Consider the following 23,571-nt stretch of genomic DNA (forward strand, 5'->3'; position numbering starts at 1 on the left):
CTTGTCCGCGCCATGATGCGAAGGCGCGGATATATGGAGGTGAACGTGTCTCGAATGCCCAATGTTGCGCTCGCGCAGGCTATGCGACGTGCGGATTGCTCAAATTCGGGACTTGCTTCACGAGTACGGCAAATTGCCCAGAAAGAGGGCATAAGGCTTAGCTGCACCCATGTGGACGTCAAGCGCTGGCTTGATGGCGTGAAGCCTCGGCCGACAACGGCAAGGTTCATCACCGAGGCCCTCTCGCAGAAGGCCGGCGTGACGTTCTCGTTGGACGACGTCGGCTTGGGCAGCGTCGTCACTCCCGAGACGCTTGAAGCCACCCTTGCCCACGGCGGCGGGATATCCGATGTCGGGAGCCTGCTGCTGGGTCTTACCCGGCGCGACCTCGCCGATGATCCCGTAGCTCTGGAGTCCGTGATCGTGCCGGACGCCTGGAGCGAGGCTCTGATCGCATGGCTGCTGTCCCGCCCTGAGCCGCATCAAACCAGGCAGAACGCCCGGCCATCTGTGGGTGTGTGGGACGTCCACGCGATCCGGGTGACAACCGAGATCTTCGCCAACATGGGATTCCAGTTCGGCGGCGGTCACGCGCGTTCTGCGCTCATCCAGTATTACAACCGCGAAGTCGTCCCGATGCTGAACGGCAAATACACCGAGTCGGTCGGACGATCGTTGTATGCGGCGGCTGCGGAAATCACGGAGCTGGTTGCCTGGACGGCTTACGACCTGGGCAGGCATGGGCTCGCTCAGCGGTATTTCCTGCAAGGGCTACGCCTCGCGCAGGCATCGGGTGACCGCATGATGGGCGGTCTGCTGCTCGCCGATATGAGCCACCAGGCCAACTACCTTGGCCGGTACAACCAGGCGATACAGCTTGCGCGGGCAGCACAGGAAGGATGCAAGGACGTCTCCACCGCCACGCCCATGGCTTTGTTCCACGCCATGGAAGCGCGGGCCCACGCAGGGAACGGCGACCAGGACCAGTGCGCACGCGCCTTGCTCCAGGCCGAGACGTATTTCAGCAAGCGCAAGGTGGACGATGACCCGCCATGGTCACGCTACTTCGACGCCGCCGAGCTGGCGAGTGAGGGCGCGCACTGCTACCGCGACCTCAAAATCCCCTCCCAAGCCATGGAGTTCGTCGGCCAGGCCGTCGATCTCTGCGACCCGCTGTACGTGCGGACGCTCGCCTTCGACCGCCTCGTGCAGGCAGCCAGCTACGTCCACATGGGGCAACCCGCGAAGGCCGCCTTGGTTGCGCTAGAAGCCGTCAACCTTGCCGGGCCACTCAAGTCCGCGCGTTATCTCCGGTACGTTCGAGATCTGAAAGCCGACCTCGCAGGCTTCGACTGCGAAGATTCGGTCAGGGCCTTCAACACCCTCATCGCGGAAAAATATCCGTCCCTCGGTGGCTAGAAAGCCCGCCACTGACGAGGCGCGTCCGGATTCTGCAGGCAGAAAAGGCGGTTACGAAACTCGCGAGCGATGGCCTCATCCTCATTGACGTTCTGCATGAGCCATGTCGTCATCTTCAACTCGTTGATGTCTCTAAGCACGGGATAGCCCTCCCATGCCACGACGTCGAAGCCGTAGTGCTCTGCGAACTGGTCATATTCGGCACGGGTACCCCAGCCCACTGAGTGTTCGATGGCTGTGACGGCGAGATCGGTCTCAGGAGGGCCGAAGGCGAAACGCTCGAAGTCGATCAGCACGACGGCGCCTTCGGTGGTCTTGATGAGGTTGTCCGAGTGCGCGTCGCCGTGCACGGCACAGGCGGCCAAGGGGAAGTGCAGGGCCTCGTAGGCTGTCTGGAGCTGCTGGTGCCTCGTGAGCAGGAACTGGCGTTCCTGGTCGGTGAGGACACTGGCCGAGGAGATGCGTTCCGAGACGCGCCCAAGGATGTCGAGCTGTGGCAGCGCCAGGTCTTCCGGAACCGGCATCCGATGCAGAGCCTGCAGAACCTCGGCTAGGTCAGTCAAGGTCGCGGCACCACCGCCGCTGTCGATGAAGCGCCACAGCGTGACTGGCCTGTCCCTGACAACGAGAGGTTGGGGGTGATGGGTTGTCCGCGCCGCTGGCAGTCCCGCTTCATGAAGCCAGGCGGACACAGCCACCTCCTTGCGGGCGTCGTCAAGAACGTCCAGGCTTCGCGCGATGCGTACGACGACGTGTTCGGACGCCAGCACGAAGAGAGCATTCTCACCGAGGCGGATCAGCCGCGCGTCCTCGCTCTCGAGGCCGGCGACCTTGCATGCCTCCTGGAGAGTCGCCTGTGCTTCCTGAGAGGTGAACGGGACGGCGGCTGACTGGAACACGGTCACTATGAACCCTTTGGTTGTGTCTTGACCACGCGGCCTTTACCGGCCCGCTTCTCGACTATCCCCTCTGCTTCTAGCAGCGCGAACGCCCGTCTGACAGTGATACGGCCAACGCCTCGCTCTTGCGCCAGTGCAGTCTCTCCAGGGAGCACGGCACCTATGGCGAACTGACCACTGGCTATCTCTCGTCGTAGGGCAGCGGCGACGTCGTCAGCGCGCGTATGCGCGTGGGCGGGCCCGCCGACGAACCACCCCCTCCCGTGGATGGAGGTGATCGTCTGCTCAGAGGCAAGCAACTGGAACGCCTGTCGGACAGTGCCCTTCGAGACGCCATACTCCACCGCGGTCGCGGCTTCGCCCGGTAGCTGTTGGCCGGCCGCGAGTTCGCCGCTCTCGATCCGCTTGCGCATCGCCTCGGCGATCGTCTCGTACTGCGTCGAGGCCGCACGGCGGTCTCCTGCAGGCGCTTCTCCAACCACCCGACGTCCACGGCCTGCCTCGCTGGCCACCAGGCCCGCCCGCTCCAGCTCGGCGACGGCTTGGCGTACGGTTCCTCGTGCCACGCCATACGTGCGGGCAAGGACTGCCTCAGAAGGCATCATGCCGCCGGCGGGGGGATCTCCATCACGGATACGACGGCGGATATCCTCGGCTATCCGAACGTAGGTGGGCCCATCTTTCGCCTTGCTCATCGCGCTCCCTCGCCGAGGCACATCGTCTCTAGGGTAGGGCGGACAGGGCAGGACCTGCGGAGTAACGCGGCTCCACGTCTCCTCTCGAAGTCTTTCCCTCCGTGGGCTCATAGACGCGATGCGGCGCCAGATTGAGCCAACAAGTCTTACCGAGATCTCTGAGAGAGGATTATGAGGGCTCCGGCTCTCTACGCATCCCTGGACGCAGCGCTTACGGCAGATGCCGATGACCGCTCAAGCCGCGGACTCTTACCCGGCCTCGTGTCACCGCGCCACCCGGCGTCGATGTCGGCAGCGTACGGATCTCTACACACATGGTCCTTCTCGAACTCCACGATGAGCATCGTCCAGCGCTCACGCGCGTGCTTGTAGCCTCCCCTGCCAGCCTCCTCATAGCCCCCGGCCTCTGCAGCCCGGAGAAGCAAGAACTGCCCACCCTGGCTCGCCCACTCGTACACGCCGCAGCACGACGTCTCAGTGATTCGAAGGTGGTCCTTCCGGGGGCGCAGATAAGGTTCCCACTGGAGTACCGGCAGGTCAGGGGCCGACATGGCCGCTCGGTACTTCTTCGGCGTACTCCTGGAGGTAGCGGAAGACGTTGCGGCGGCATCGCTGCCATGCGCAGGCGAAGGCGAGTTCTAGCAGCGTTTCGGCTTCGAGCTGCAGCTTGACGCCATAGGCGATCTCGTCGGCGGTCAGCTTGGGCAGCGGCCTCGCCCGCCAGACGCCGAGCTGGTCGCGCCACACGTAGAAGCGTCTGAACGCGCCGCGCAGGTCGTGCGGCGAGACGCCGAAGATGGAAGTCATGCGGGATTGATCTCCCCGTGTTGCCTTGGACAGGGATGTCAGCCAAAAATCTGCCCTGGATGACGTTTGCCCACGTTAACCCTAGGGCCTCATGGCCACAAGGCTCATGGCAACATAGCCGCGTGACACTTGTGTGCTGTGATCGACTACAGCTCTGGGGTGCCGGTGTATCGGCAGGTCGCCAACGCGATCCGCGACGACATCACCGCCGGCCGCTACCGCCCAGGAGCGTGGTTGCCCTCAGAGGCCCAACTGGCACAGATGTACGAAGTCGGCAGGGACACTGTTCGAGAAGCCTTGGCCTACCTTCGAGCCGAAGGAAAGATCACTACCGTCCGCAAGCGGGGGTCGATGGTGGCCGCTGAGGTGACGCGCGAGGCGCATCACGTTCCACCTGGAGCGCGCGTGATCGCTCGTATGCCGACCCCAGATGAGCGACGAGACTTGGCCACGTCCGTAGAATTGCGGGAGTTTGGTGGAATACCCGAGGGTGTACCGGTCTTCGAAATCTTCCCGGGAGCGCGCAAGCATCGCAAAGTGCTCCGAGGAGATCAGGTAGAACTCGTCATCGATCCACCTGAGAACAAATGATTCACAGCAGTGCGGAGAGGCTGGGAACATGGCGAGGTTGAAGAAGGTGCTTCTAGCAACCTCCTTCACGCTTGAATTTCACCAGTAAAGAGCGACGATCTCTGCGTCCAGTACGCGGCGAGGCTCAGGGCTTGGAAGCACATCATCAACATTGTCCCGTTCTGCAACGTCGCCATCGAAGTCAACACCTGACGCAGCAAGCGCGTCGACTCGAGATTGAGCGGCGAACACGGGGTCTATCTCGATATCAGCCCATTCTTTCACGACCTTGGCAACCTCGCTGAAGGCAGCCTTTCGACTTTCGAAGTCGCGGCCTGCTTCACTTTGACTTTGAGCAAGCGCAGTAAGAAGAGCCTTCTGGTCGGGATTCAGCAAGACATCACCATGTGCAGCGAGAAGGTTTCCGTACGCTATCAACGCTCGCACCATACCGGCATCCGCAGGAGCTACTGACGGCTCTGGCGACCGCGCTTTCACGAAGGCCATCTGACCGAATTGCGCTATCTGCGTATCGAGTCCAGGCGTAAGGTCTTTCAGCAAATCGGTGAGTTTGACAGGGACCCAATCATCCTTGAGGCCCTGGTCGTTCGATCTGCACATGATGCGAAAGCGCGCCCCAGAAAAAAGCACTCTCCGAAGATCTTTCCAGTAAAGACGCTGTTCCGTCACACCGACGACAAATACATCTTTGACTTCACATTCCGCAGCAGGAAGTTTCTCCAGTAGGCGCGTATGTATAAGGTATTCGCGGCCTCTGAGCGTCACTGACCTATATTCAACCAGCTTGCACTCAATTGGAACCAGCCCAACCATGAGCCTCTCGAAGATTCGGTTGATCGCCATTGCTTGCCCGAACTTATCTTGGCCTGGCAGTGCTATTACCCCAGAGCTATCTTCAATAATTCCGCCGAGTGCGGCGATAATCGATGTAACCTTGAATACATCATGTACGCCTACCTCGACCTCAAGCTCCATCAAATGGCCTCGCCGAATCTTGGACGGCTGAATCACCCATCGATCGAATATAGCCTGCGTTGATGAGTTCTGGAAATCTATCCATGACTCAATCCTGGGAGCCGCATCTTTGGAGTCAATAGGGCGGATCGCCAATCTACCTTCTTCGCAATCATGCAGTTCTTTGAAGGCGGATTGGATGGTGGATTTTTTTAGAACTTGGGAACTTCTAGTTTGAGCACTTGACATCTTGGAATTCAAGTCACCCTTCAGCACGCCCGCGGTTGCTCCTACAGCGGAGCCGATCTCCGCCGTACTAGTGGTTGACTGATTCTCAGTGTATTCCGACGCAAGGGCGCCCTGTCGAGACGCTAGAAGGCTGTAAACACTCACCTCATCCAAATATACAAATTCGCGCAGCGGCGCCTTCGCTGCCCTTGCGTTCTTGATGCGCTTGCGACGCTTATACCTGGCTAGGGCTCTTCTGAAGATCATCATGCACCTTAGTTGGATGGAGAAACATCGATCGGCCTAGCTCTTTGGGTCGATGCGCGCTCAAAGCCTCCAACACAATCTTCCCACATGATCACACGGCGACCATCGGTCACGGCGAGCAAGGCCGCCTCCGCCCATATCAGCATCAGTTCGGCTGGCGACCATGAGTCACTTCTATCGGCAATCTCCCTAATAGGAAGAACGCCGTACGTTTCTACTCGTTGCGCACCAGTTCGAAGAATAGCCTCGCGATCACCGCGATCAGGAAGTGGGAAAGTGATCTCCCAGTCAAAGCGACCGGGCCTCAACAAAGCACGATCGATATCCTGTGGTCGGTTAGTAGTCGCGATCACCATGACGTTGCTTGCGTTGAAACCATCCATCAACGTGAGAAGTTGAGCGACGGTCCGTTTGGAGGCTTCGTGCGCATCTTCATCTCGCTGCGAAGCAATACTGTCGATCTCGTCGAAAAATATAATCGCGCGTTCACGGCTCTCCGCGTGCGCGAATAGTCGACGCAAAATCTCTTCAGTTTGGCCGTGCCACTTGCTGACGACTTCAGGTCCACTAATCTGATAGAAGGTAGCACCGCTCTCGCGCGCGATAATTCGCGCAAGCATTGTCTTTCCAGTACCAGGCGCCCCGGTGAATAGGACACCCTTTACTCTTCTAGCTCCGATCTCGGCTAGCTCGTCTGCGTGTCGGAGCGGAATCTCTATGAGGCGTTTCGCTCGAGCGATAACTTCATGCAGTCCAGCGAAATCGCTGTAATTTTCCTTGATTTTTGAGACATCATAGATGTAGGGCTCTATGGACGAGTCGTCCACTTCTGGCAAGTCGAAAAGCTTTATTGGTCGTTCCGACAAGACCGACTGCACGCCTGCCGCTGTAGCCTCGACTGTGTTTCCTGGATGATACTCTATATCGCTTCGGGTAGGGATTACTTTTGCGCTTCCGCCGGACTCCACCACCGTTTTATCTGGATTTTTGATCCGCACTACAGCAACCCATGGATCTTCAGACCATACTTCTTCTGGAGCTAGCTCAATTTCGCGATTGGTTCCAAGAAGGACCGTATCTCCCGGCTTGAAATCAACAGGTTCACTTGTATCGATCCAACCAGTCTGACCTGTGGGGATATCCAAGTAGACTCGGCATCCATTGCCGACAACTCGGCGTACGCGGGCTAGCCTGCCCCACCCGCTGAAGTCCTCTTCCGACACCACTCAAGCATCCTACGGTTTCGAGCTCCAATGATGGTGGTCCTCCCGAAGTGATCCCGTCGGAGTTGGAGAACTGGAATGACATGAGCCGTACCGAAGCTGGGCAACCCCTCAGCCTCCGCAGCCCGGACCAAATCCGACAAATCTCACTTCTATGCGCCCAGCACTCACAGTGGCGTCACGCAGCGAGGCAGGAGCGGCCCCAGCGACGTGGCGTGCGCCGCCACCTTCCCCAAGGTGGCACGTGCATGAAGGTGGCACGTGCATGACCGACTGTCAGTTCAGCAAGGCGTCATGCGAGTCGCGGTGTGCCCATGGACCAGTTGTGGACCAGGAGTGTGGGGTCAACGGTGCGTTTCCCACGTATTACCTGGTCAATTGGCCTATGCGCGGGTAATCGGCAGCCCCCTCCGGAGCCTGGTGGGTAGGTTCGAATCCTAAAGAGGGCACACGATCTTGACCGGTGGTTCCTAATCGCTGACCTGGAGGAACACCGCACACATGGGTTGGCCTTTCACGGAGTCCCGCCTGTTCTCGTTGACGCTCACAGGTTTGTGAACCATCGGTGCGAAGGCCCCACCGATGGGGCCGAACGTCCGCGAACGTATGACTCCCTTGCCGAGATAGCCCTGCTGGCATATGTGTGAGACATCGCCTGCTGGAGGAAATTTGGCACCCAACCGATGGCCGACCGGCACCTTCATGCACCGTCTGCGGGACGAGCTGCGCTCGGAGCTTCTTGGGCTTGGGACCTTGCGCTCGTTCCCGCCCGGGCACGTGCTGATTAGCCAGGGAGATCGCGGCACATCGGTTTGGATCCTGTTGGACGCGCTGGTCAAGGTGACCGGGGGTGTTGAGAACGGTGTGGAGGCGACCCTGGCAATCCGGGTGTCGGGCGACATCGTGGGCGATATGGCCGCCATGGACGGGTCGCCACGGTCGGCGACCGTAACCACCTGCGGGCGCGCGGTCTGCCAACAGGTCAAGGGCCCGGTGTTCCGCTCTTTCGTGACCAGCCGCCCGGCCGCGGCACTGGCGCTGACGCAGGTCGTGGCCGAGCGGCTGCGTTGGGCCAATCAGCGGCGCCTCGACTTCGCCGGCTACGAAACGAAAATCTGCCTGGCACGCGTGCTGATCGCGTTAATCTCGCGGCACGGCCGCACCACGGAGGACGGTGTGAGCATCGGAGTCCCGCTCACGAGAGCCGAGCTTGGCATGCTGGTGGGCGCCAAGGAGATCACGACGCAGAAGGCGCTGCGTGAACTGGCCGCGGAGGGGGTTATCCGACGAGGGCACCGTGACGTGGTGGTGAAGGACCTGGCAGCGTTGACTGCGCTCGCCGACCTCGCGTTCCTCGCCAAGCCATATTTGTAAGGCTTCTCCTGTCGGATCGTGCCTCACCGTTGAGCTCACCCGCTCATTGGAGATGCCATGGTCACGCACGAGTACCGCGTTCTACTCACAGCCGACATCGAGAACTACGGCGGCCGCACCGACGCCCAGCAGCGCACCCTCCAATCCGGCCTGATCGGCGCCATCGAGACGGCGGCGGGCTGTGTTGGACTGGACCGGGAGTCGTGGTCGTGCCAGGTGGGCGGTGATTCGCTGACCGCTGTCCTTCCCGCCGAGCCGGGCCCTCTCGTCACGATTCCTCTTCTTCTCGACCAGTTCTTGACCGAGTTGGACATGGCCATTGCGGCGCACAACAGCCGACGCGGCGATCCCACCTGGGCCCGAATGAGAGTACGGCTGGCTGTCCACGTCGGACCGCTGCAGTTGGACGGCGCGGCCGGATGGCCTGGGCAGCATGCGGTGCAGCCCGCGAGGTTGCGTGATTCGGCGCCGATACGGGCCGCGCTCGACACCTTCCGTGACGCCGACCTGGCGCTGATCATCTCGCGGGAGGTGTTCCGCGACTACGTGTCGCAGGGGCCGGGACGGCCGAGACCGTCGGAGTTCCTGGAGGTCGCGGTAGCGGAGAAGAGGCAGGAATATCCGGCCTACCTGTACGTGCCGCACTTCGACGTCCACGACATGGAAGGTCCGGAGCCCTCGTCGTCCAGAAAGGACGCTCCGTCACCACCGTCGCCGAGGAGCGGGCCGATCACGAACCAGGTCAAGAGAGGCGACATTCTCTTCGCGCAAGGGGACATCAACGTCACTCGTGACTCGAAGCGGAGGAAGAAATGAGCGAGTCCCCGCCCGGGGCATCGGGCCCCGAGGTCCCGCAGCCGGAAGAACCGCTGGTCGAGGAAGCCGCGCCCGAGGAGGAGGACGAGACATTCCAGGAACCCGACAACCGATCAATCCGTTCTGAAATGACCGTTTCCCGGCAGGAGTGGCAGGAACGCCGGCAGAGCTTGGACGACCTGTACAGCGACGAACTGCCCAGCCCCGGTACCCGGGACCTGAGCGGCCGCGTGAGCAACCGAGTCAAGAAGGGAAACATCTGGTTCGCCCAGGGCGACATCCACGTAGGCCAGGGGCGGCCACAACCGACAGCGACCATCAACGAACTGACGGAAACCGAGATCGAAGACCTACGGCGAACGCTGGTACCGACCCAGTCACAAACCGAAATACGCAGGCTGCTCGACAGCCGGCGCCTGGTCTTGCTCGGTGGAGCGGCAGAGACGGGAAAGGCGACAACGGCCCTGGCGGCGCTGCTCGACTGGGGTGGCAGGGTGAGCTGGATCATGCCGCACGGAGCGAGCACGCCGAACCCCCGCGACTGGAAACTGGAATCGGGTCACGGCTATTTGCTGGACCTGGTCGATACACCCAATGCCGTGGGCAGGGTGACCACGAGTCTCAAACGTGCCGGCGTCAACGCGGACTGCAGGGTGATCGTCCTGGTGCCGGAGCACGTCCAGTCCTCCATCGCGCCCGTGATCGAGCACGACCCACCGCCGAACCGCCGGATCTTCGCCAAGCATCTGTCCGTTCAGGCATCGGGCGCACGGCTTGCCGCAGACGATCAGCGGATTCTGGACGAGGAACTCCGCGCCCTCTCCGCGCCCTGGCAAGTGGTCGAACTGGTCAGGCAGGTGGCCGCCACGATGGAGTCCGGCAGCCCCATAGAAACCATGCTAAACCGGCGATTCCATCGAATGCGCGCGAAGGTGGGCGAAAACCTCGACAAGCGCAGGCCGACTCTGGGCCGGTGCTTCATGACCAGCATCGCCGTACTGCACGGACTGCCCGAGGCGGAAATCTCCGGCGCGGCCCTGGCCCTGGCCGAACGGCTCGACGAGAAGTGGCGTCGTGATCATTCGCCGAAATCGGTCCAGCTCTGGGAGAACCTGCCGGCCTGGCTGAAGTACGTGGATGCCGAGGCCACACCCGCCGGGCCCGGCGGAGGGCGAAGCATCAGGCTGAGACGCCCCGAACTAGCGGCCGTCATGCTGCGCGTGATCTGGGAGGACCAGCCGACCATCCGCGACTCGCTAGTCGACTGGCTGATCTGGCTCGGCGGCGAGGGATCCTGGCATACAAGAATCAAGGTCGGGCACGCGGTCGGAAAGCTCGCGACCTTCGACTTCGCCCTCGTGAACGAGCGGTTCCTGGACGTGTGGAGCCGCTCCCGCCGGTCCCGTGACCATCAACTCGCAGCCCTGGCGCTGGAAGCCGCCGCCGAGGACCCATCGATGACCCGCCGCGTCCACCTCCATCTCGATTCGATGATCCATGGCAACGACGCGAAGAAAGCGATCGCGATCCGCGCCTACGCCTCGTCCGTCGGCCTCTCCGCACCCGACCAAGCCCTCGCCGCGTTCAGGACCCTGGTCCTGACCAGGGGCACCAAGTTCCACCACGACGTAGCCCAGTCCATCGCCTACCTCTATCGCAGGGACACCGTGCCCACCATCATGAACCACCTCGCTGACTGGGTCAGTGATGGAGGAGCGGCCGGTCGTCGCGGCGCCGCCCTCGCCTTCGGACGGCTGGCCGCGCTTCCCGTCTCGAGCCCCGATCGGCCGCATCCGAGTGAGCTCGATCCCCATCCCTCCCTGGTGATGCTCTGGCGCAACGCGCTCAGCTACGAGGACGAGGGGAGCCTGGTCGTCCCCGAGTCCTGGGATCTGCTGCTGAACGAGTGGCTGCGCCATTACGACGAACGGCCCACCGTACGGGAGATCACGGACCAGATCTTCAGCCTGACCGATGTGCGGAACGCCGAGCGGGCCCTGCTCTACCTCCGGCTCTGGCGGCACCACGGCGAGATCTCCGCCGAACTGCACCATCACCTGCGTCAACTCGTTCACAGGAGCTGATCTCATGCGCAAATGGCTGGCACCCATGCTCTACGGCATCCAGCAGAACCAGCCCGAGGCCGAACCGCCCGTCGACATCGAGCCGTTCATTCTGGCCTCGCCCGCCAAGGGCGATGCTTACGACTTCTCCGTCACCCTGTTCCGAACCGCGACCTCGGGCGGGAAACGGGCCCGAGCCCTCCTCAGCGATGAAGTGCCGGAAGCGGAGGCGGTCCTCCAGCGCGCGTGTCAGGAGGTACGCACGACCACCCGACAGTTCGAGATCACCGCGCCGGGCGCGGCGGAGCAGGCCACGAACGAGAGACTCCAAGCGATCTCAGGCTCGATGACGGGTGTCTACCGGTGGGCGGTCAGAGCCGAGGTCAACGTTCCTGAGGAGATACGCCAACTCAACCGGGATGCCCACAGAAAGCAGCATGACATCAGAGCCGACGCCGCCGCCGCGCTGCTCCAGATCAAAAGCACCGACGAGGTCCGGCAGGAGTGGCAGGGCTTCCTCACCACCGTGGTGGGAAGCGCTCAAGTGGAGCACGCGATCAAATTGGCTGTTTCCCCGGAGCAACTACCGCAGATCATCGCGGAACTCGTCGAGCAGCGCCAGCAGGGAGCACAACAACTGCTCGGCACCGTCGACTCGATCATGCAGCGGTACGAGACGGTGGACATGCTCAACTTCATGGTCAAAAACGAAACCGTGCTCCGCAGGACCCTGGAACTTCTCGGCCTGCCCGTTCCGCCGCTGGAGGACGACACGCTGCTGGTAGGCGGAGTGTGACCTGCCTGTCGGGGCGGCGTCATACCTACGGCTGCGCGGTCACGGCGGAGACCCGGTGAGCACGACGTTGATCAGCGCCGCGCTCACCGTGGCCGTCATTCCACTCAGGAGCAGCCAGAACCCCCAGCGGATGAGGCGATACTTCTGCCCGACGATGCGGCTGACCCGGTACAACTGATCAGCAACCCGCTCCAGGTCCAGTGCCGAGGACCGCATCAGAGCGCTGGTGACGGTCACCGTGGAGTCGAGGCGTAAGACATCGGCGTAGTACATGACGGCGGCGTTCCCCTTCCGTCGATCCAATCGCGGATAGACCGCGCCAGCGAGCACCACCACGGACGCCAAAGCTGCTGCTGCCCCTACCCACCACAGCCACTCGACGGCATTCGACATCGCAAAAGGTGACCAGTTGCCCGCGAGCAGACCGCCTGTGACGGCACCGAGACCGATGCCAACGATGCCGAGGAGCACCTGGGCTTTGGTGTCCGCCCGGTTGAGCTCCTCGCGGGCCTCTCTGAGCAACTGTGTTCCGTAAGCGCACGCAACGTCCTCGGCTGCCTGCCGTTGGTCTGCAGCAGTTTGGGTGAGGGATCGTACGATCTTGTGGAACACGACGAACCTCCTGGCCGGGGGCGATCACAACGCAGAGCATTCCACGACCGCCATGGGTTGAAGCCCGTGATGCGCTTCGCGCCCGCTGTACACCACGTCAATAGGAGGCTCTCTGTCTGATCGTGGGCCACGTGTGGGCCAACCATAGCCTTGGCCGAGTGACATTCGAGCGTCATCACTGGTCAAGGGCATGCTCGCCAGCAAACCTGCAATGCTCTCCGGAGCCGGGTGCGTAGGTTCGAATCCTACAGGGGGCACCATTTCGACAGCCAGGTCAGACATTCGTCTGACCTGGCTTTTTGCTTGCCTTCTTGGAGGCCGGGCCAGGCGCCGCCCAACCAGGCGAACTGCTCTCCCGCGGGGTCACCCCGCTCTCGCACGAAGAAGCGCAGGCCCTCGTGATCGATCTGAACCGGCGCAGCACCCCTACCGATGGCGGCACCTGCCCTTTCCAGGTCGTCGTCGACGGCGGCGCCTGCCCCTGGAAACTCGACTGCGAGAACTGCGACAAGTTCGTCATGACCGGCGCTGACCTGCTCTATTGGCAGCGCAAACGCGATCAGTGTCACTCCCTCGCCGGCTCGGCCTCCTCGAAGAGGCACTGGCCCTCGACCTGCGCCGCCCCCAGGACTACTCCCAGCGGCTCTGGAGCACCGGCTTCCGCATCACTGACCTCGCCGCTATCGGCACCCGACAGGACACCCCATGACCACCGCACGAGAACCCTCGCCGCCAACCAGGCCCGCCAGCAACGCATCCAGACCAAGCTGATGGCGATCGAGGAAGCCTTGCGGGTCATGCACCGCGAACGCGCCCCCATCACCTACCCGGCCGTTGCTCGCCGCGCTGACGTATCCCGATCCTTCCTCTATCAAAACCCGGACGCCAAAACGCTCATGGAGACCGCGCTCGCCACCACCGGCAACCAGCGCAGCCAAGACCGCGCACGCGGCGACGCTACCATCGAAGCCTCCTGGCGAGAGCGCGCACTCAATGCGGAAGGCTGGGAGCGGCTGTCGGCTTGCTTTGGCCGCCGGCTCCATGTCCAGCTGGCTGCTGCGGGCCGCCGGCATGCCATGGCAGCAACACGACGATGATCACGGCGCCGAGCGCCACGCAGACCGCGCCCGCCATGAGCCCGCCTGAGTAGCCCATGACGGCCAGCGCGGCCACCCCGATGGCGCCGCCGATCTGCTGGACGGAGGTGAACAGGGCCGAGCCGAGACCGGCGTCCTCCTCGGTGGTGCCGTCGACCGCGGCCACCGCCATGACGGGCAGGCTCAGCCCGTTGCCCACGCTCAGTATGAGCATGCCGGGCAGGACGTGGGCGACGTAGGAGTCGCCCGCCGCCACGCCGGACAGCAGCAGCAGGCCGACGATGTTGACCAGGAACGCCAGCAGGAGCGCCCAGCGTGTCCCGATCCTGGAAGAGATGCGGGAGGACAGCCACATGCCCGCCAGGATGCCGGCGCCGTAGGGCAGGTAGGCGATGCCGGCCAGGAGCGGGCTGTAGCCCAGAACGGTCTGCACCTGGATCATCAGCAGGAACGACATCGCGTACATCGCCATCGAGAACAGCAGGGTCGCCCCGTTGGCGACTGCCCGCGTCCGCGAGGCCAGGAACGATGCGGGCACCAGCGGTGCCGCCGCCCGCGATTCCGCCACCAGGAACGCCGCTGCCAAGGCCGCGGACAGCACGACGGCGCCGATGACGATCGGGTCGCTCCAGCCGGTCTCTCCGGCCCGCAGCAGCCCGTACACCAGCGACACAGCGGCGCCGGTGACCAGGACCGCGCCGGGAACGTCGAGGCGGCGCCGGCCGGGCGCGCGGGACTCGGGGACCAGCCGGGGGAGCAGCGCCAGGGCCACGGCGACGATGGGCAGGTTGATCAGGAAGATCCCACGCCAGGACACCAGATCGGTCAGCGCCCCGGACAGCACCAGGCCCGAGGTCCCGCCCAGGGCCGCGACACCACCCCAGATGCCCAGCGCCTTGGCCCGCTCCTCCGGCCCCGGATACAGCAACGTGATCATCGACATCGCCGCCGGGCTGGCCATCGCGGAACCCGCGCCCTGGACGAACCGCCCGATCACGAGCTGCCACGGCTCCTGCGCGAGCCCGCAGGCCAGGCTGGCCACCCCGAACAGCGCAACCCCGATGAGGAAGACGCGGCGCCGGCCGAGCAGATCAGCCAGCCGGCCGCACAGCAGCAGCAGCCCGCCGAAGGCCAGGAAGTAGGCATTGACGACCCAGGGCAACCCGGACGCGCTGAAGCCCAGCTCATCGCGGATGCTCGGCAGGGCCACGTTCACGACGGTGTCATCGAGCACGAGCATGAACTGAACAAGACACAACACAATCATCGGCACCCGACGACGCTATGATCCGCCGCATTTGGCCACAATCCGCGATGAGGCCAGACTATGTCGAATGGAGGACATGAGCGCGATCACCGTAGGCCACTTCCCCCTCGCCTCGGGGGAGTGGATCTCCCCGCACAGCCACACCCACCACCAGCTCGCCTGGACCCGGCGCGGTGTCCTGAGCGTCGGCGTGGGCGAGGTGTACTGGGTCCTACCTCCCACCAGGGCGCTGTGGCTGCCCGCGGGTGTCACCCATGCCACCGGTGCGACCCGCGACGCGGTGTTGTGCAGCCTGTACCTGGCGCCGGAGCGCTGCCCGCTGGACTGGCCCGAGCCGACAGCGGTCGGCGTCGACGGCTTGCTCGCCGAGCTGATCGGGTACCTGGGCCGCCCCGATCTCCCCGACGACGTGCGGCTGCGCGCCGAGGCGGTGCTGCCCGACCTGCTGCGCCCGCTGCCCACCCGGCCCATCGACGTGCCGCAGCCCACCGACGAGCGCGTCCGGGTAGTGGCGGCCGCCCTGCTGGCGCACCCGGCCGACCCGCGCAGCCTGGAGGCTCACGCCCGTGCGGCCGGCGTCAGCAGGCGGACGTTGACGCGGCTGTTCGCGCGCGACACGGGCATGAGCTTCGACCAATGGCGCACGCAGGTACGGCTACGCGCCGCCCTGCCGCTGCTGGCCGAGGGGCAGCCGGTGTCCCGGGTGGCGCACGACGTGGGATACGCCACGGCGAGCGCGTTCCTGGCGGCCTTCCGCCGCACGGTCGGCACCACGCCCCGGCGCTACCTGCTCAGCCGTTGAACTTTGATCTCCCTCACGTTAGGCCGGGGAGAAGACCCCGGCAACGCCAGGAGTGCCGATGATCTCGCCTCCGGCACAGGCTGAGGACTGCCCTTGAGATGCAGGTCCCGCTATGGCCTGCGGCAACGGCCTACTTTGCCCCCGGTGACACGGACCCGAGCGCCGGGCCAAGGAGCGCCGAAGAAGTCACAGGTCATCACATTGAGGCCGTCGAGCCCACCATGCAGGTCAGGCGCGGGTTCGTTGGATTCTGCTCCATTGCTACTGGACCCCTGAGAAATCCCAGAGTTCAGGCGAACTGAAGGGTCTTCAGGATGAACATGGGTCTTCAGCTTTCATAGGCCGTTTGGACCCTTGAGTTCGTCTCAACTGGCGGGGTCTTGTTCCTCGATCATGACCGCGAGGAGGGCTCGGGCGTTCTCGGCGTAGCGGATGGCGGTCTTGGGGTCCAGGCCGAAGACGGCGGCGAGGTGGAGAGGATCGGGGCCGTGGGTGAGGGCTTCTTCGAGCTGCCGGTCGACGCGCAGGCGTTCGAGGGTCGCGGCCGACCGGTCCCCAGTCCCAGCGCAGGCATGGGTCTCTTGCGGTTGCTGCCCATGCGCGATCGGGACAAGGACGTGGAGATACTTGCTCTGCGTCACCAGATCACCGTCCTTGAACGCCAGCTCGGCGCCGACACCAGAGTGCGATTCGCGCCGGAGGACCGAGCCTTCCTTGCCGCGCTCCTGACGTCGCTGCCGCGCGAGGTCCTGCGCCAACTACGGCTCCTCATCCGTCCGGACACGGTTCTCCGCTGGCACCGCGATCTGATGTGACGTCGCCATGCCCGTACCTGTCGGCCGAAGCGGCCTGGTCGCTCACCCACCGTCCGCTCTGTTCGCGCCCTCATCCTGCGCCTGGTACGCGAGAACCCCAGCTGGGGCTATCGGCGGGTGCATAGCGAGCTCGCCACACTCGGTATCAAGGTCGCGCCGTCCACGGTGTGGGAGATCCTCAAGCAGGCCGGCCTTGATCCGGCCCCCCAGCGGGCGTCCACCACATGGGCCGACTTCCTGCGCTCGCAAGCCGACGCCCTCCTGGCCTGCGATTTCATCGAGACCATCACCCTCAACGGGGCAACGCCAGTACATCCTGGCGGTGATCGAGCACGCCACTCGGCGGGTCCGTGTGCTCGGCACCACCGCACACCCGAGCGCCAGCTGGGTCATCCAAGCGATCAGGAATCTGGTGATGGATCTGAACGATGCGGGCTGTCGGGCGCGCTTTCTGCTCCGCGATCGGGATGGGAAGTTCCCTGCCTTCGTGGACGAGGTGCTCGCCGAGTCCAGCATCAAGACGGTGCTCACCGGCATCCGGATGCCGGGAATGAACTCGATCATGGAGCGGTGGGTGCAGTCCTGTCGCAACGAGCTTCTCGACCGCTGCCTGATCTGGAACGAACACCACCTGCGGCACGCCCCGCGCGAGTACGAACACTTCTACAACCAGCACCGAGCACATCAAGCCCTGAACCAAGCAGCCCCGCTGCGCAGCGTCCCCGATCCGATCACGGCCCCAGAGCGAATCATCGACCTGAACGTCCGCCGACGAGACCGGCTCGGCGGCGTCCTCCACGAATACTCACAAGCGGCTTGACCTGCGTGGATGGAATTGTCGGCAAGCGCAGTGTCGAGAAGCTCGTCTTCCACGTCCTGCATGGTGGCCGAGCAGCCCTTGCGCGGGTTGCTGTCGGTGGCGCCCACCAGCGCGGCGATCACCTCCCCGCCCTCCTCAGCGACCTTGGCCACTCGGCTCCACAGCAGTGCCTCACGATCGCGGACGGCGTTGCTGGGTGAGATCCATGGCATCTCCACCTGGATCGACGCTGCTCGGCGTCAGCGCGCTGGGCGATGACCAGGACATGGGAGGACAGGCCGAGAATGCTCGGCTGGGCCTCCAACCGGCCGATCGCCGACGCTGCACTGGTCGTGGGTTCCTTGGCTCCGATTGGTCACTTCTGCCAAGGAAGTGGGCTTCGTTGACGAGCCGGCTCTGTAGAGGATCCGGCTCCAGAAGTCACCGGGGCCCTGTGGTCACCTCCGCTTGCCCCCAGCAACGCCGCGGGAAGACAAGCATCCTCGGTCACAGCCCGTTCACGCACCGCCTCGAGCTCCCGGCGCAGAGTCTGCGAACCGACGAGCATCAAGGCACGACTCTGGCCACCCCACCTTCGTCGACCTTCCCGACATGGGCGGGCAGGTGGGGATCACCGACCCCAGCGCGCCCCTGTCGGGAAAGCGGTCGGGCGAGATCACCACGGCGTACGTGCGTGCCTTCTTCGACCGGCACCTGCACGGCGAGCCCCGGCCCCTGCCGACCCCGAGGTCACCTTCCAGAACCCTTAGGCGGTACCGTCAGCCGGCCGGCGGGCGCGGCGTTCAGCGCTTCATCGCGCCCTCGGCCGCCGCGTCGGCCGCGGCGGCGATGGCCGTGCCGGCGAGCTCCAGGCGGCGGGCGAGCTCCCGTTCCTTCATCTTGTCCGCCGTCAGCTCGCCGGTGAAGATCCGGGCGATCTCGTACTGGTACATCCTGCGCACCGCCCCGCCCGCCTTCTTGGCCGCCAGGGCGTCCCCGACGGCTGCCGACGGTTTCGACGCCAGCGCGCGGACCGCTTCGTCCAACGCCTCGACGCCCGCGAGCACCTGGTCGAGCAGCGGGGTGAAGCCGGTCCGGCCGGGCAGCCGGTACAGGTGGGCGCCCCTGACGAAGTCGCGCAGCGCGTCGAGCACGTCGTCGATGGCGCGCGAGAGCCGGAACAGGTCCTCCCGGTCGATCGGGGTGATCAGGACGGACTCCAGCTCGCCCACCAGCCGGGCCCGCTGGGTGTCGCCGAGGTGCTCGATTGTCCGCATCCGCTCGTGCGCCCCCGCGTAATCGACCTCGCCCGCCACCATGGCCAGCGCGAGCCGGGCGCCCTCCCTGGTCGCCTGGAGCTGTCCGGCCAGGGCCTCCGTCAGCGCGGTGTCCATGCGCCCGGCCAGCAGATCGCGGAACCGGCTCAGCCGCCTCATACGGCCATCCTCAGCCCGAAAGAGGCCAGCCCTGCGAGCAGGGCGCTCGTCGGCAACGTCAGCAGCCAGGCCAGCACGATCTTGACGGCCGCGTGCCAGCGCACCCTGCCGCCGCCGTCCGCCATCGCCGACCCGATGAGCCCGCCCGCGACCGCCTGGGTCATGCTCACCGGCATCCCGGCCGCGGCGCAGCCGATCACGGTGAGTCCGGAGCCGGCCTGGGCGGCCACGCCGTACAGGGGGCGGACGGAGGTGATCTCGATGCTCAGCGTGCGGCCCGCCTTCGGCAGGCCGTACAGGGCTCCGACGCCGAACAGGGCCGCGGCCGTCAGCGTGACGGGAAGCGGCGCCTCCGGGACGCCCAGCGCGAGGATGAAGACCGCCGTCATCTTCTGGCCGTCGTTGGCGGCGTAGGCCAGGCTCTGGACGGCGAACCCGGCCCAGTGCCAGCGCGCCAGCCCCCGGCTCGCGGTCACGGCGCCCAGCAGCCGCGCCACCAGGGGCGCCGCCAGCGCCCCGGCGAACGGCGCGGCCAGCCCCACCGCCAGCACGAGCGCCACCGGCCCGGCCGCCACGGGCATCCCCCAGCCGATCCCGGCCCCGGTGAGGCCGCCGACGATGGCCAGCGTGAGGCTGGTGGGCTTGCCGAGATGACCGAGGGTGAGGACGACGACCAGCGCCGCGATCACCGCGACCGCCAGGACGTGCCGGGCGTGCGGGCCCTGCGGCGTGGCCAGGCGCCGGGTGAACGTCTGCGCCACCTCCTGGGTCAGCAGGGGGACCAGCGCGTTCATCGCGACGAGCACGGCGATGCCGGTCCGTGGCCGTACCGTGGGCAGCTTGTGGCCGGGGGCCAGCAGGGTGCCGCCGTCGTTGATGCCCGTGACCAGGGCGAAGACGGCCGCGAGCAGGACTTCTAAGGGCACGGCGGGCCGCCTCGTTCGGTCACAGCCCGAGCCGTTCCCGCTCGACGTGGTCGAGCGCCATCCGGACCGCGCCGAGTGCGATGCTCTCCTCGCCGAACGTGGACAGCGCGACCTCGGGAGGATTGAGGCACATCTGGGCCAGATGCGCCCGCATGCGTCCGAGCAGCAACTCGCCTGCGCGCGAGAACCCACCGCCCACGACGACCAGCTCGGGGTCAACCACGAGCACGAGCGCCGACGCGCCGCGCGCGAGCCCGTGTGCGAGCCGGTCCACCACCGCGAGCGCCTGCTCCTCACCTGCCTGCGCCGCCCGGAAGATCTCCTCGGCGTCCCGTCCCGCCTTGGCGAGCACGATGGAGGAGTCCTCCCAGCCGGTCAGCGGCAGTCTGCCCAGCTCGCCGGCGCTGCCGGTGCGGCCGGTGCGCAACCGGCCGTCGAGCAGTAGGCCGTGCCCGGCCCGGTATCCGGACAACACGTAGACCAGGTCCTCGACGTGCCGCGCGCTCCCCCGCCAGTGCTCGGCGACGGCCGCGAGATTGGCGTCGTTGGCCGCGAACCCCGGGCAGCCGAACCATCGCCCGACCTGGCCGCCGAGGTCGAGCCCGGTCCAGCCGGGGATGAGGTGCGAGACCGACACCCGGCCGGACCGGTCCACGACGCCCGAGGTGCCCACCGTGGCCGCCCACACGCCCCCGCGCGCCAGCCCCGCGGCCTCCACGCACGCGGTGGCGGCCCGCTCGGCCAGCGCGAGGCGTTCGGCGGCGGGCATGTGCTCGTCCGCGTCGAGCCTTCGTTCCTCGATCACGTCGCCGTTGAGGTCGGCCAGCATGGCGAGAATCCGCCGCGGCCCCACGTCCAGGCCGACGACGTGACCGGCTTCGGACCTGAACCTGAAGCGCCGGGCGGGCCGCCCCGCCCTGCCCTCGGTCGGCGCGGCCTCCTCCGCGAGCCCCCGCTCGGTCAGGTCGGACAGCGCCACCTCGGCCGTCTGCCGCGACAGGCCGGCGGCACGTGCGAGCTGGGTCAGCGTTTGCGGCCCGCCCTGGCGCAGGGTGTGCAGGGTGGCGCGCGTGTTAAGGCGGCGCAGCAGGGCGGTGTCGTTAGTAACACCGAGAGTTCTCATAAGGCCCCTTGACGGTAGGACTGGGCAAACTCTAGCTTTACGTCGCGTCTTCTCATAATTGGAGTTGGGAACATGCGACAGGTTGGACTGGCCTTGGTCGGTGCGGGCGACCGAGGGACGAGATACACGCGGTATGCGACGGCGGACGGCCGTGCCAGGCTCGCCGCCGTGGCCGAGCCTGATCCACGGCGCCGGGAAGGACTGCTCGCCGAGCACCCGGACGCCGTCGGCTTCGGCGACTGGCGTGAGCTCGCCGAGCAGCCGCAGCTCGCGGACGCGGTGGTGATCGCGACGCTGGACGCCAACCACGTGGAACCGGCGGTGCGCTTCGCCGAGCTCGGCTACCACATCCTGCTGGAGAAGCCGATGGCGATCCGGCTGGAGGACTGCCGGAGGATCGTCGCTGCCGCCGAACGCGCGGGCGTGTTGTTCGCCGTCTGCCACGTGATGCGCTACACGTCCTACACCCGTGGGGTGAAGGCCGTGCTCGACAGCGGGCGGCTCGGCGAGATCGTGAACATCGAGCACCTGGAGCCCGTCGGCTGGTGGCATCACGCCCACTCCTATGTGCGCGGCAACTGGCGTCGCACCGATCAGGCCACGTTCATGCTGCTGGCCAAATCGTGCCACGATCTTGACTGGCTGACGTACGTGATGGGCCGCCGGGTGACGCGGGTGTCGTCGTTCGGGGGGTTGAAGCACTTCACGGCCGGCAACCAGCCGGCGGGCGCGGCGGAGCGCTGCCTGGACTGCGCCGTCGCGGACGCCTGCCCCTACGACGCCCAGCGCATCTACCTCCCCTTCGTGGGCAGCCAGGACCGCTGGCCGCTGGCCGTGCTGAGCGAGGACACCACCGAGGCGGGCGTGCTGCGCGCGCTGCGCGAGGGCCCCTACGGCAGGTGCGTGTACGCCTGCGACAACGACGTGGTCGACCACCAGGTGGTCAACCTCGACTTCGACGGCGGGGCGACCGCCTCGTTCACCATGACCGCCTTCTCCCCCAAGGCCCCGCGCCAGACCCGTATCTTCGGCACGCGCGGCTCCCTCGAAGGGGACGGCGCCCGGCTCACCGTGACCGACTTCGTGACCGGGGACGTCGAGGTCATCGACACCAACCCGCCCGCCGACGGGCACAGCGGCGGCGACCAGGGCCTGGTCACGGCGTTCCTGGACGCCCTCACCCGCAACGACCCCTCCCCCATCCTCTCGGACCCCCGCGAGAGCCTGCACAGCCACGAGATCGCGTGGGCGGCAGAGGAAGCCCGCCTCACCGGAACCGTCGTCACCCTGAAGGAACCACGATGAAGAAGACCCTCTTGCTCGCCTGCGCGCTGACACTCGCCACGACCACCGCGTGCGGCGCGGACGAGGAGGAAGCGCCCGCCGACGGACGCGGCCCGATCACCATCGTCGACACCCAGAGCCACGAGGCCGCGACCAGAAAGGTCATCGACGCCTGGAACGCGGCCCACCCCGACCAGCAGGTGACCCTGGACATCCAGCCCAAGGACGCCGACAGCCAGCGCCAGCGCCTGATCAACAACGCGCAGACCAAGTCCGACGCCATGGACGTCATCATGCTGGACGCCGTCTGGACGGCCGAGTTCGCCGCCAACCGCTGGGTGGACCCCATCGCCGCCGGCACGTTCAAGGCCGAGGAGTTCCTCGCCCCCACCCTGCAGACCGCCACCTACCGGGGCACCCTGTACGCGATGCCCTGGCTCACCGGGACCGGACTGCTCTACTACCGCAGCGACCTGGTCGACAAGGCCCCCACGACCTGGGCCGGGATGAAGGAGACCTGCGACGAGGTGCTGCCCGGGCACAAGGAGATGTCCTGCTACGCGGGCCTGCTCGACAAGTACGAGGGCCTGACCGTCTCCTTCTCCGAGGCCGTGCAGTCCGCGGGCGGCACCGTGGCCGACGAGTCCGGCGTGCCGCACCTGGACACCGACGCCGCCAAGGCGGGACTGACCTTCCTCGTCGACGGGCTCAAGAGCGGCATGATCCCCAAGGAGGGCATCACCTTCAAGGAGGACGAGGTCAAGAACGCCCTGCAGAGCGGCAAGGTGCTCTTCGCCCGCAGCTGGGCCTCGCTGTACGGCACCGCCAACGCCGCCGACAGCCCCGTGGCGGGCAAGGTCGGGGTCGCCCCCATTCCCGGCCTCGACGGTCCGGGCAGCGGCACCCTGGGCGGGGCGAACCTGGCGATCTCCGCGTTCTCCAAGCACAAGGAGACCGCCAAGGACTTCCTGGCCTTCCTCACCTCGCCCGAGCAGATGAAGACCTGGGCCACGGTCAACAGCACACCCGTCGCCCGCGCGGCGCTCTACGACGACCCGGAGCTCGTCAAGCAGTACCCGTACCTGCCCTCCCTCAAGGACGGCATCGTCGCGGCCAAGCCCCGGCCGGTCGCCGTCAAGTACGGTGACGTGACCGCGGCGATCCAGAACGCCGTCTACCCGGCTCTGTCCGGCGAGGTGGCCGTCGACCAGGCGCTGTCCGGGCTGCAGCAGCAACTGTCGGGGCTGCTCAAGCAATGAGGCGCGGCTCGCGGTGGTT

General features: G+C 65.6%; 22 protein-coding genes and 1 tRNA gene. 12 read left to right on the forward strand and 11 right to left on the reverse strand.

Features of this window, described 5'->3' with window-relative positions; genetic code table 11:
• The first annotated feature begins 171 nt into the window (after window positions 1–171).
• Complete coding sequence (locus tag ETD85_RS05585; protein WP_138688521.1) at window positions 172–1,419, forward strand: NsdA family TPR-like regulatory protein; 1,248 nt, start codon at window positions 172–174, stop codon at window positions 1,417–1,419.
• Here ETD85_RS05585 and ETD85_RS05590 read toward each other — a convergent pair.
• From ETD85_RS05590 to ETD85_RS05600, 3 genes are all read right to left on the reverse strand, one after another.
• Window positions 1,416–2,324 (reverse strand): aminoglycoside phosphotransferase family protein, encoded by a 909-nt coding sequence (locus tag ETD85_RS05590; RefSeq protein WP_170246511.1) that lies wholly within the window; start codon window positions 2,322–2,324, stop codon window positions 1,416–1,418. The genes ETD85_RS05585 and ETD85_RS05590 overlap by 4 nt on opposite strands.
• Window positions 2,324–3,013, reverse strand: coding sequence for a GntR family transcriptional regulator (locus tag ETD85_RS05595; protein ID WP_170246512.1), 690 nt, complete (start codon window positions 3,011–3,013; stop codon window positions 2,324–2,326). The genes ETD85_RS05590 and ETD85_RS05595 overlap by 1 nt, the downstream gene beginning before the upstream one ends.
• 537 nt (window positions 3,014–3,550) lie before the next feature.
• Window positions 3,551–3,820, reverse strand: coding sequence for a hypothetical protein (locus ETD85_RS05600; protein WP_138688524.1), 270 nt, complete (start codon window positions 3,818–3,820; stop codon window positions 3,551–3,553).
• A 138-nt stretch (window positions 3,821–3,958) separates the two neighbouring features.
• On the opposite strand from ETD85_RS05600, the gene ETD85_RS05605 reads away from it, so the two are divergent.
• A complete protein-coding gene (locus ETD85_RS05605; protein ID WP_170246513.1) occupies window positions 3,959–4,411 on the forward strand; it encodes a GntR family transcriptional regulator in 453 nt (150 codons plus the stop codon).
• A gap of 78 nt (window positions 4,412–4,489) precedes the next feature.
• Here the strand turns inward: ETD85_RS05605 and ETD85_RS05610 are convergent, their stop codons facing one another.
• Both ETD85_RS05610 and ETD85_RS05615 read right to left on the reverse strand, forming a co-directional pair.
• Complete coding sequence (locus tag ETD85_RS05610; protein WP_138688526.1) at window positions 4,490–5,863, reverse strand: DUF6414 family protein; 1,374 nt, start codon at window positions 5,861–5,863, stop codon at window positions 4,490–4,492.
• Window positions 5,864–5,868: 5 nt separating this feature from the next.
• On the reverse strand, window positions 5,869–7,005 hold the full coding sequence (locus ETD85_RS05615; protein WP_170246514.1) for an ATP-binding protein: 1,137 nt from the start codon (window positions 7,003–7,005) through the stop codon (window positions 5,869–5,871).
• 747 nt (window positions 7,006–7,752) lie between these two features.
• Here ETD85_RS05615 and ETD85_RS05620 point away from each other — a divergent pair.
• Genes ETD85_RS05620 through ETD85_RS05635 form a run of 4 tightly spaced genes read left to right on the forward strand, consistent with a single transcriptional unit; the run spans window position 7,753 to window position 12,132 of the window.
• On the forward strand, window positions 7,753–8,457 hold the full coding sequence (locus tag ETD85_RS05620; protein WP_240778979.1) for a Crp/Fnr family transcriptional regulator: 705 nt from the start codon (window positions 7,753–7,755) through the stop codon (window positions 8,455–8,457).
• Between the two features lie 57 nt (window positions 8,458–8,514).
• Window positions 8,515–9,273, forward strand: coding sequence for a hypothetical protein (locus ETD85_RS05625; protein ID WP_138688529.1), 759 nt, complete (start codon window positions 8,515–8,517; stop codon window positions 9,271–9,273).
• Window positions 9,270–11,357 carry a hypothetical protein gene (locus ETD85_RS05630; RefSeq protein ID WP_138688530.1) on the forward strand — a complete coding sequence of 696 codons (2,088 nt, stop codon included), beginning with the start codon at window positions 9,270–9,272 and terminating at the stop codon, window positions 11,355–11,357. Before ETD85_RS05625 ends, ETD85_RS05630 begins: the two co-directional genes overlap by 4 nt.
• Window positions 11,358–11,361: 4 nt before the next feature.
• Complete coding sequence (locus ETD85_RS05635) at window positions 11,362–12,132, forward strand: hypothetical protein (RefSeq protein ID WP_138688531.1); 771 nt, start codon at window positions 11,362–11,364, stop codon at window positions 12,130–12,132.
• A gap of 39 nt (window positions 12,133–12,171) precedes the next feature.
• On the opposite strand, the gene ETD85_RS05640 is transcribed toward ETD85_RS05635, so the two are convergent.
• Entirely contained in the window at window positions 12,172–12,744 is a 573-nt protein-coding gene (locus ETD85_RS05640) for a Pycsar system effector family protein (RefSeq protein ID WP_138688532.1), read from the reverse strand.
• 147 nt (window positions 12,745–12,891) lie between these two features.
• On the opposite strand from ETD85_RS05640, the gene ETD85_RS62880 reads away from it, so the two are divergent.
• Both ETD85_RS62880 and ETD85_RS64455 read left to right on the forward strand, forming a co-directional pair.
• Window positions 12,892–13,004 (forward strand) — tRNA-Cys (locus ETD85_RS62880).
• Window positions 13,005–13,142: 138 nt separating this feature from the next.
• Window positions 13,143–13,841 carry a DUF6262 family protein gene (locus ETD85_RS64455; RefSeq protein WP_206058102.1) on the forward strand — a complete coding sequence of 233 codons (699 nt, stop codon included), beginning with the start codon at window positions 13,143–13,145 and terminating at the stop codon, window positions 13,839–13,841.
• On the opposite strand, the gene ETD85_RS05650 is transcribed toward ETD85_RS64455, so the two are convergent.
• Entirely contained in the window at window positions 13,735–15,108 is a 1,374-nt protein-coding gene (locus ETD85_RS05650) for a DHA2 family efflux MFS transporter permease subunit (RefSeq protein WP_138688580.1), read from the reverse strand. The two genes, ETD85_RS64455 and ETD85_RS05650, sit on opposite strands and share 107 nt — an antisense overlap.
• Window positions 15,109–15,184: 76 nt before the next feature.
• Between ETD85_RS05650 and ETD85_RS05655 the strand changes: the two genes are divergently transcribed.
• The gene (locus ETD85_RS05655; protein ID WP_240778981.1) at window positions 15,185–15,910 is read left to right on the forward strand and encodes a helix-turn-helix transcriptional regulator; all 726 of its coding nucleotides are present in this window, start codon (window positions 15,185–15,187) and stop codon (window positions 15,908–15,910) included.
• A gap of 365 nt (window positions 15,911–16,275) precedes the next feature.
• On the opposite strand, the gene ETD85_RS64460 is transcribed toward ETD85_RS05655, so the two are convergent.
• The gene (locus ETD85_RS64460; protein ID WP_206058103.1) at window positions 16,276–16,668 is read right to left on the reverse strand and encodes a hypothetical protein; all 393 of its coding nucleotides are present in this window, start codon (window positions 16,666–16,668) and stop codon (window positions 16,276–16,278) included.
• Window positions 16,669–17,047: 379 nt separating this feature from the next.
• Between ETD85_RS64460 and ETD85_RS64470 the strand changes: the two genes are divergently transcribed.
• Entirely contained in the window at window positions 17,048–17,545 is a 498-nt protein-coding gene (locus ETD85_RS64470; protein WP_206058104.1) for an integrase core domain-containing protein, read from the forward strand.
• Window positions 17,546–18,327: 782 nt separating this feature from the next.
• Here the strand turns inward: ETD85_RS64470 and ETD85_RS05675 are convergent.
• Genes ETD85_RS05675 through ETD85_RS05685 form a run of 3 tightly spaced genes read right to left on the reverse strand, consistent with a single transcriptional unit; the run spans window position 18,328 to window position 21,009 of the window.
• On the reverse strand, window positions 18,328–18,960 hold the full coding sequence (locus ETD85_RS05675) for a DUF47 domain-containing protein (protein WP_138688535.1): 633 nt from the start codon (window positions 18,958–18,960) through the stop codon (window positions 18,328–18,330).
• Window positions 18,957–19,886 carry an inorganic phosphate transporter gene (locus ETD85_RS05680; RefSeq protein WP_138688536.1) on the reverse strand — a complete coding sequence of 310 codons (930 nt, stop codon included), beginning with the start codon at window positions 19,884–19,886 and terminating at the stop codon, window positions 18,957–18,959. Before ETD85_RS05680 ends, ETD85_RS05675 begins: the two co-directional genes overlap by 4 nt.
• 19 nt (window positions 19,887–19,905) lie before the next feature.
• A complete protein-coding gene (locus ETD85_RS05685) occupies window positions 19,906–21,009 on the reverse strand; it encodes an ROK family transcriptional regulator (RefSeq protein ID WP_138688537.1) in 1,104 nt (367 codons plus the stop codon).
• A gap of 72 nt (window positions 21,010–21,081) precedes the next feature.
• On the opposite strand from ETD85_RS05685, the gene ETD85_RS05690 reads away from it, so the two are divergent.
• Together ETD85_RS05690 and ETD85_RS05695 are read left to right on the forward strand one after the other, a co-directional pair.
• Window positions 21,082–22,314 carry a Gfo/Idh/MocA family protein gene (locus ETD85_RS05690; RefSeq protein ID WP_138688538.1) on the forward strand — a complete coding sequence of 411 codons (1,233 nt, stop codon included), beginning with the start codon at window positions 21,082–21,084 and terminating at the stop codon, window positions 22,312–22,314.
• Window positions 22,311–23,552 carry an ABC transporter substrate-binding protein gene (locus tag ETD85_RS05695; RefSeq protein WP_138688539.1) on the forward strand — a complete coding sequence of 414 codons (1,242 nt, stop codon included), beginning with the start codon at window positions 22,311–22,313 and terminating at the stop codon, window positions 23,550–23,552. Before ETD85_RS05690 ends, ETD85_RS05695 begins: the two co-directional genes overlap by 4 nt.
• Window positions 23,553–23,571: the final 19 nt, after the last annotated feature.

It is taken from the genome of Nonomuraea zeae, assembly GCF_005889725.1.
Lineage (GTDB): Bacteria > Actinomycetota > Actinomycetes > Streptosporangiales > Streptosporangiaceae > Nonomuraea > Nonomuraea zeae.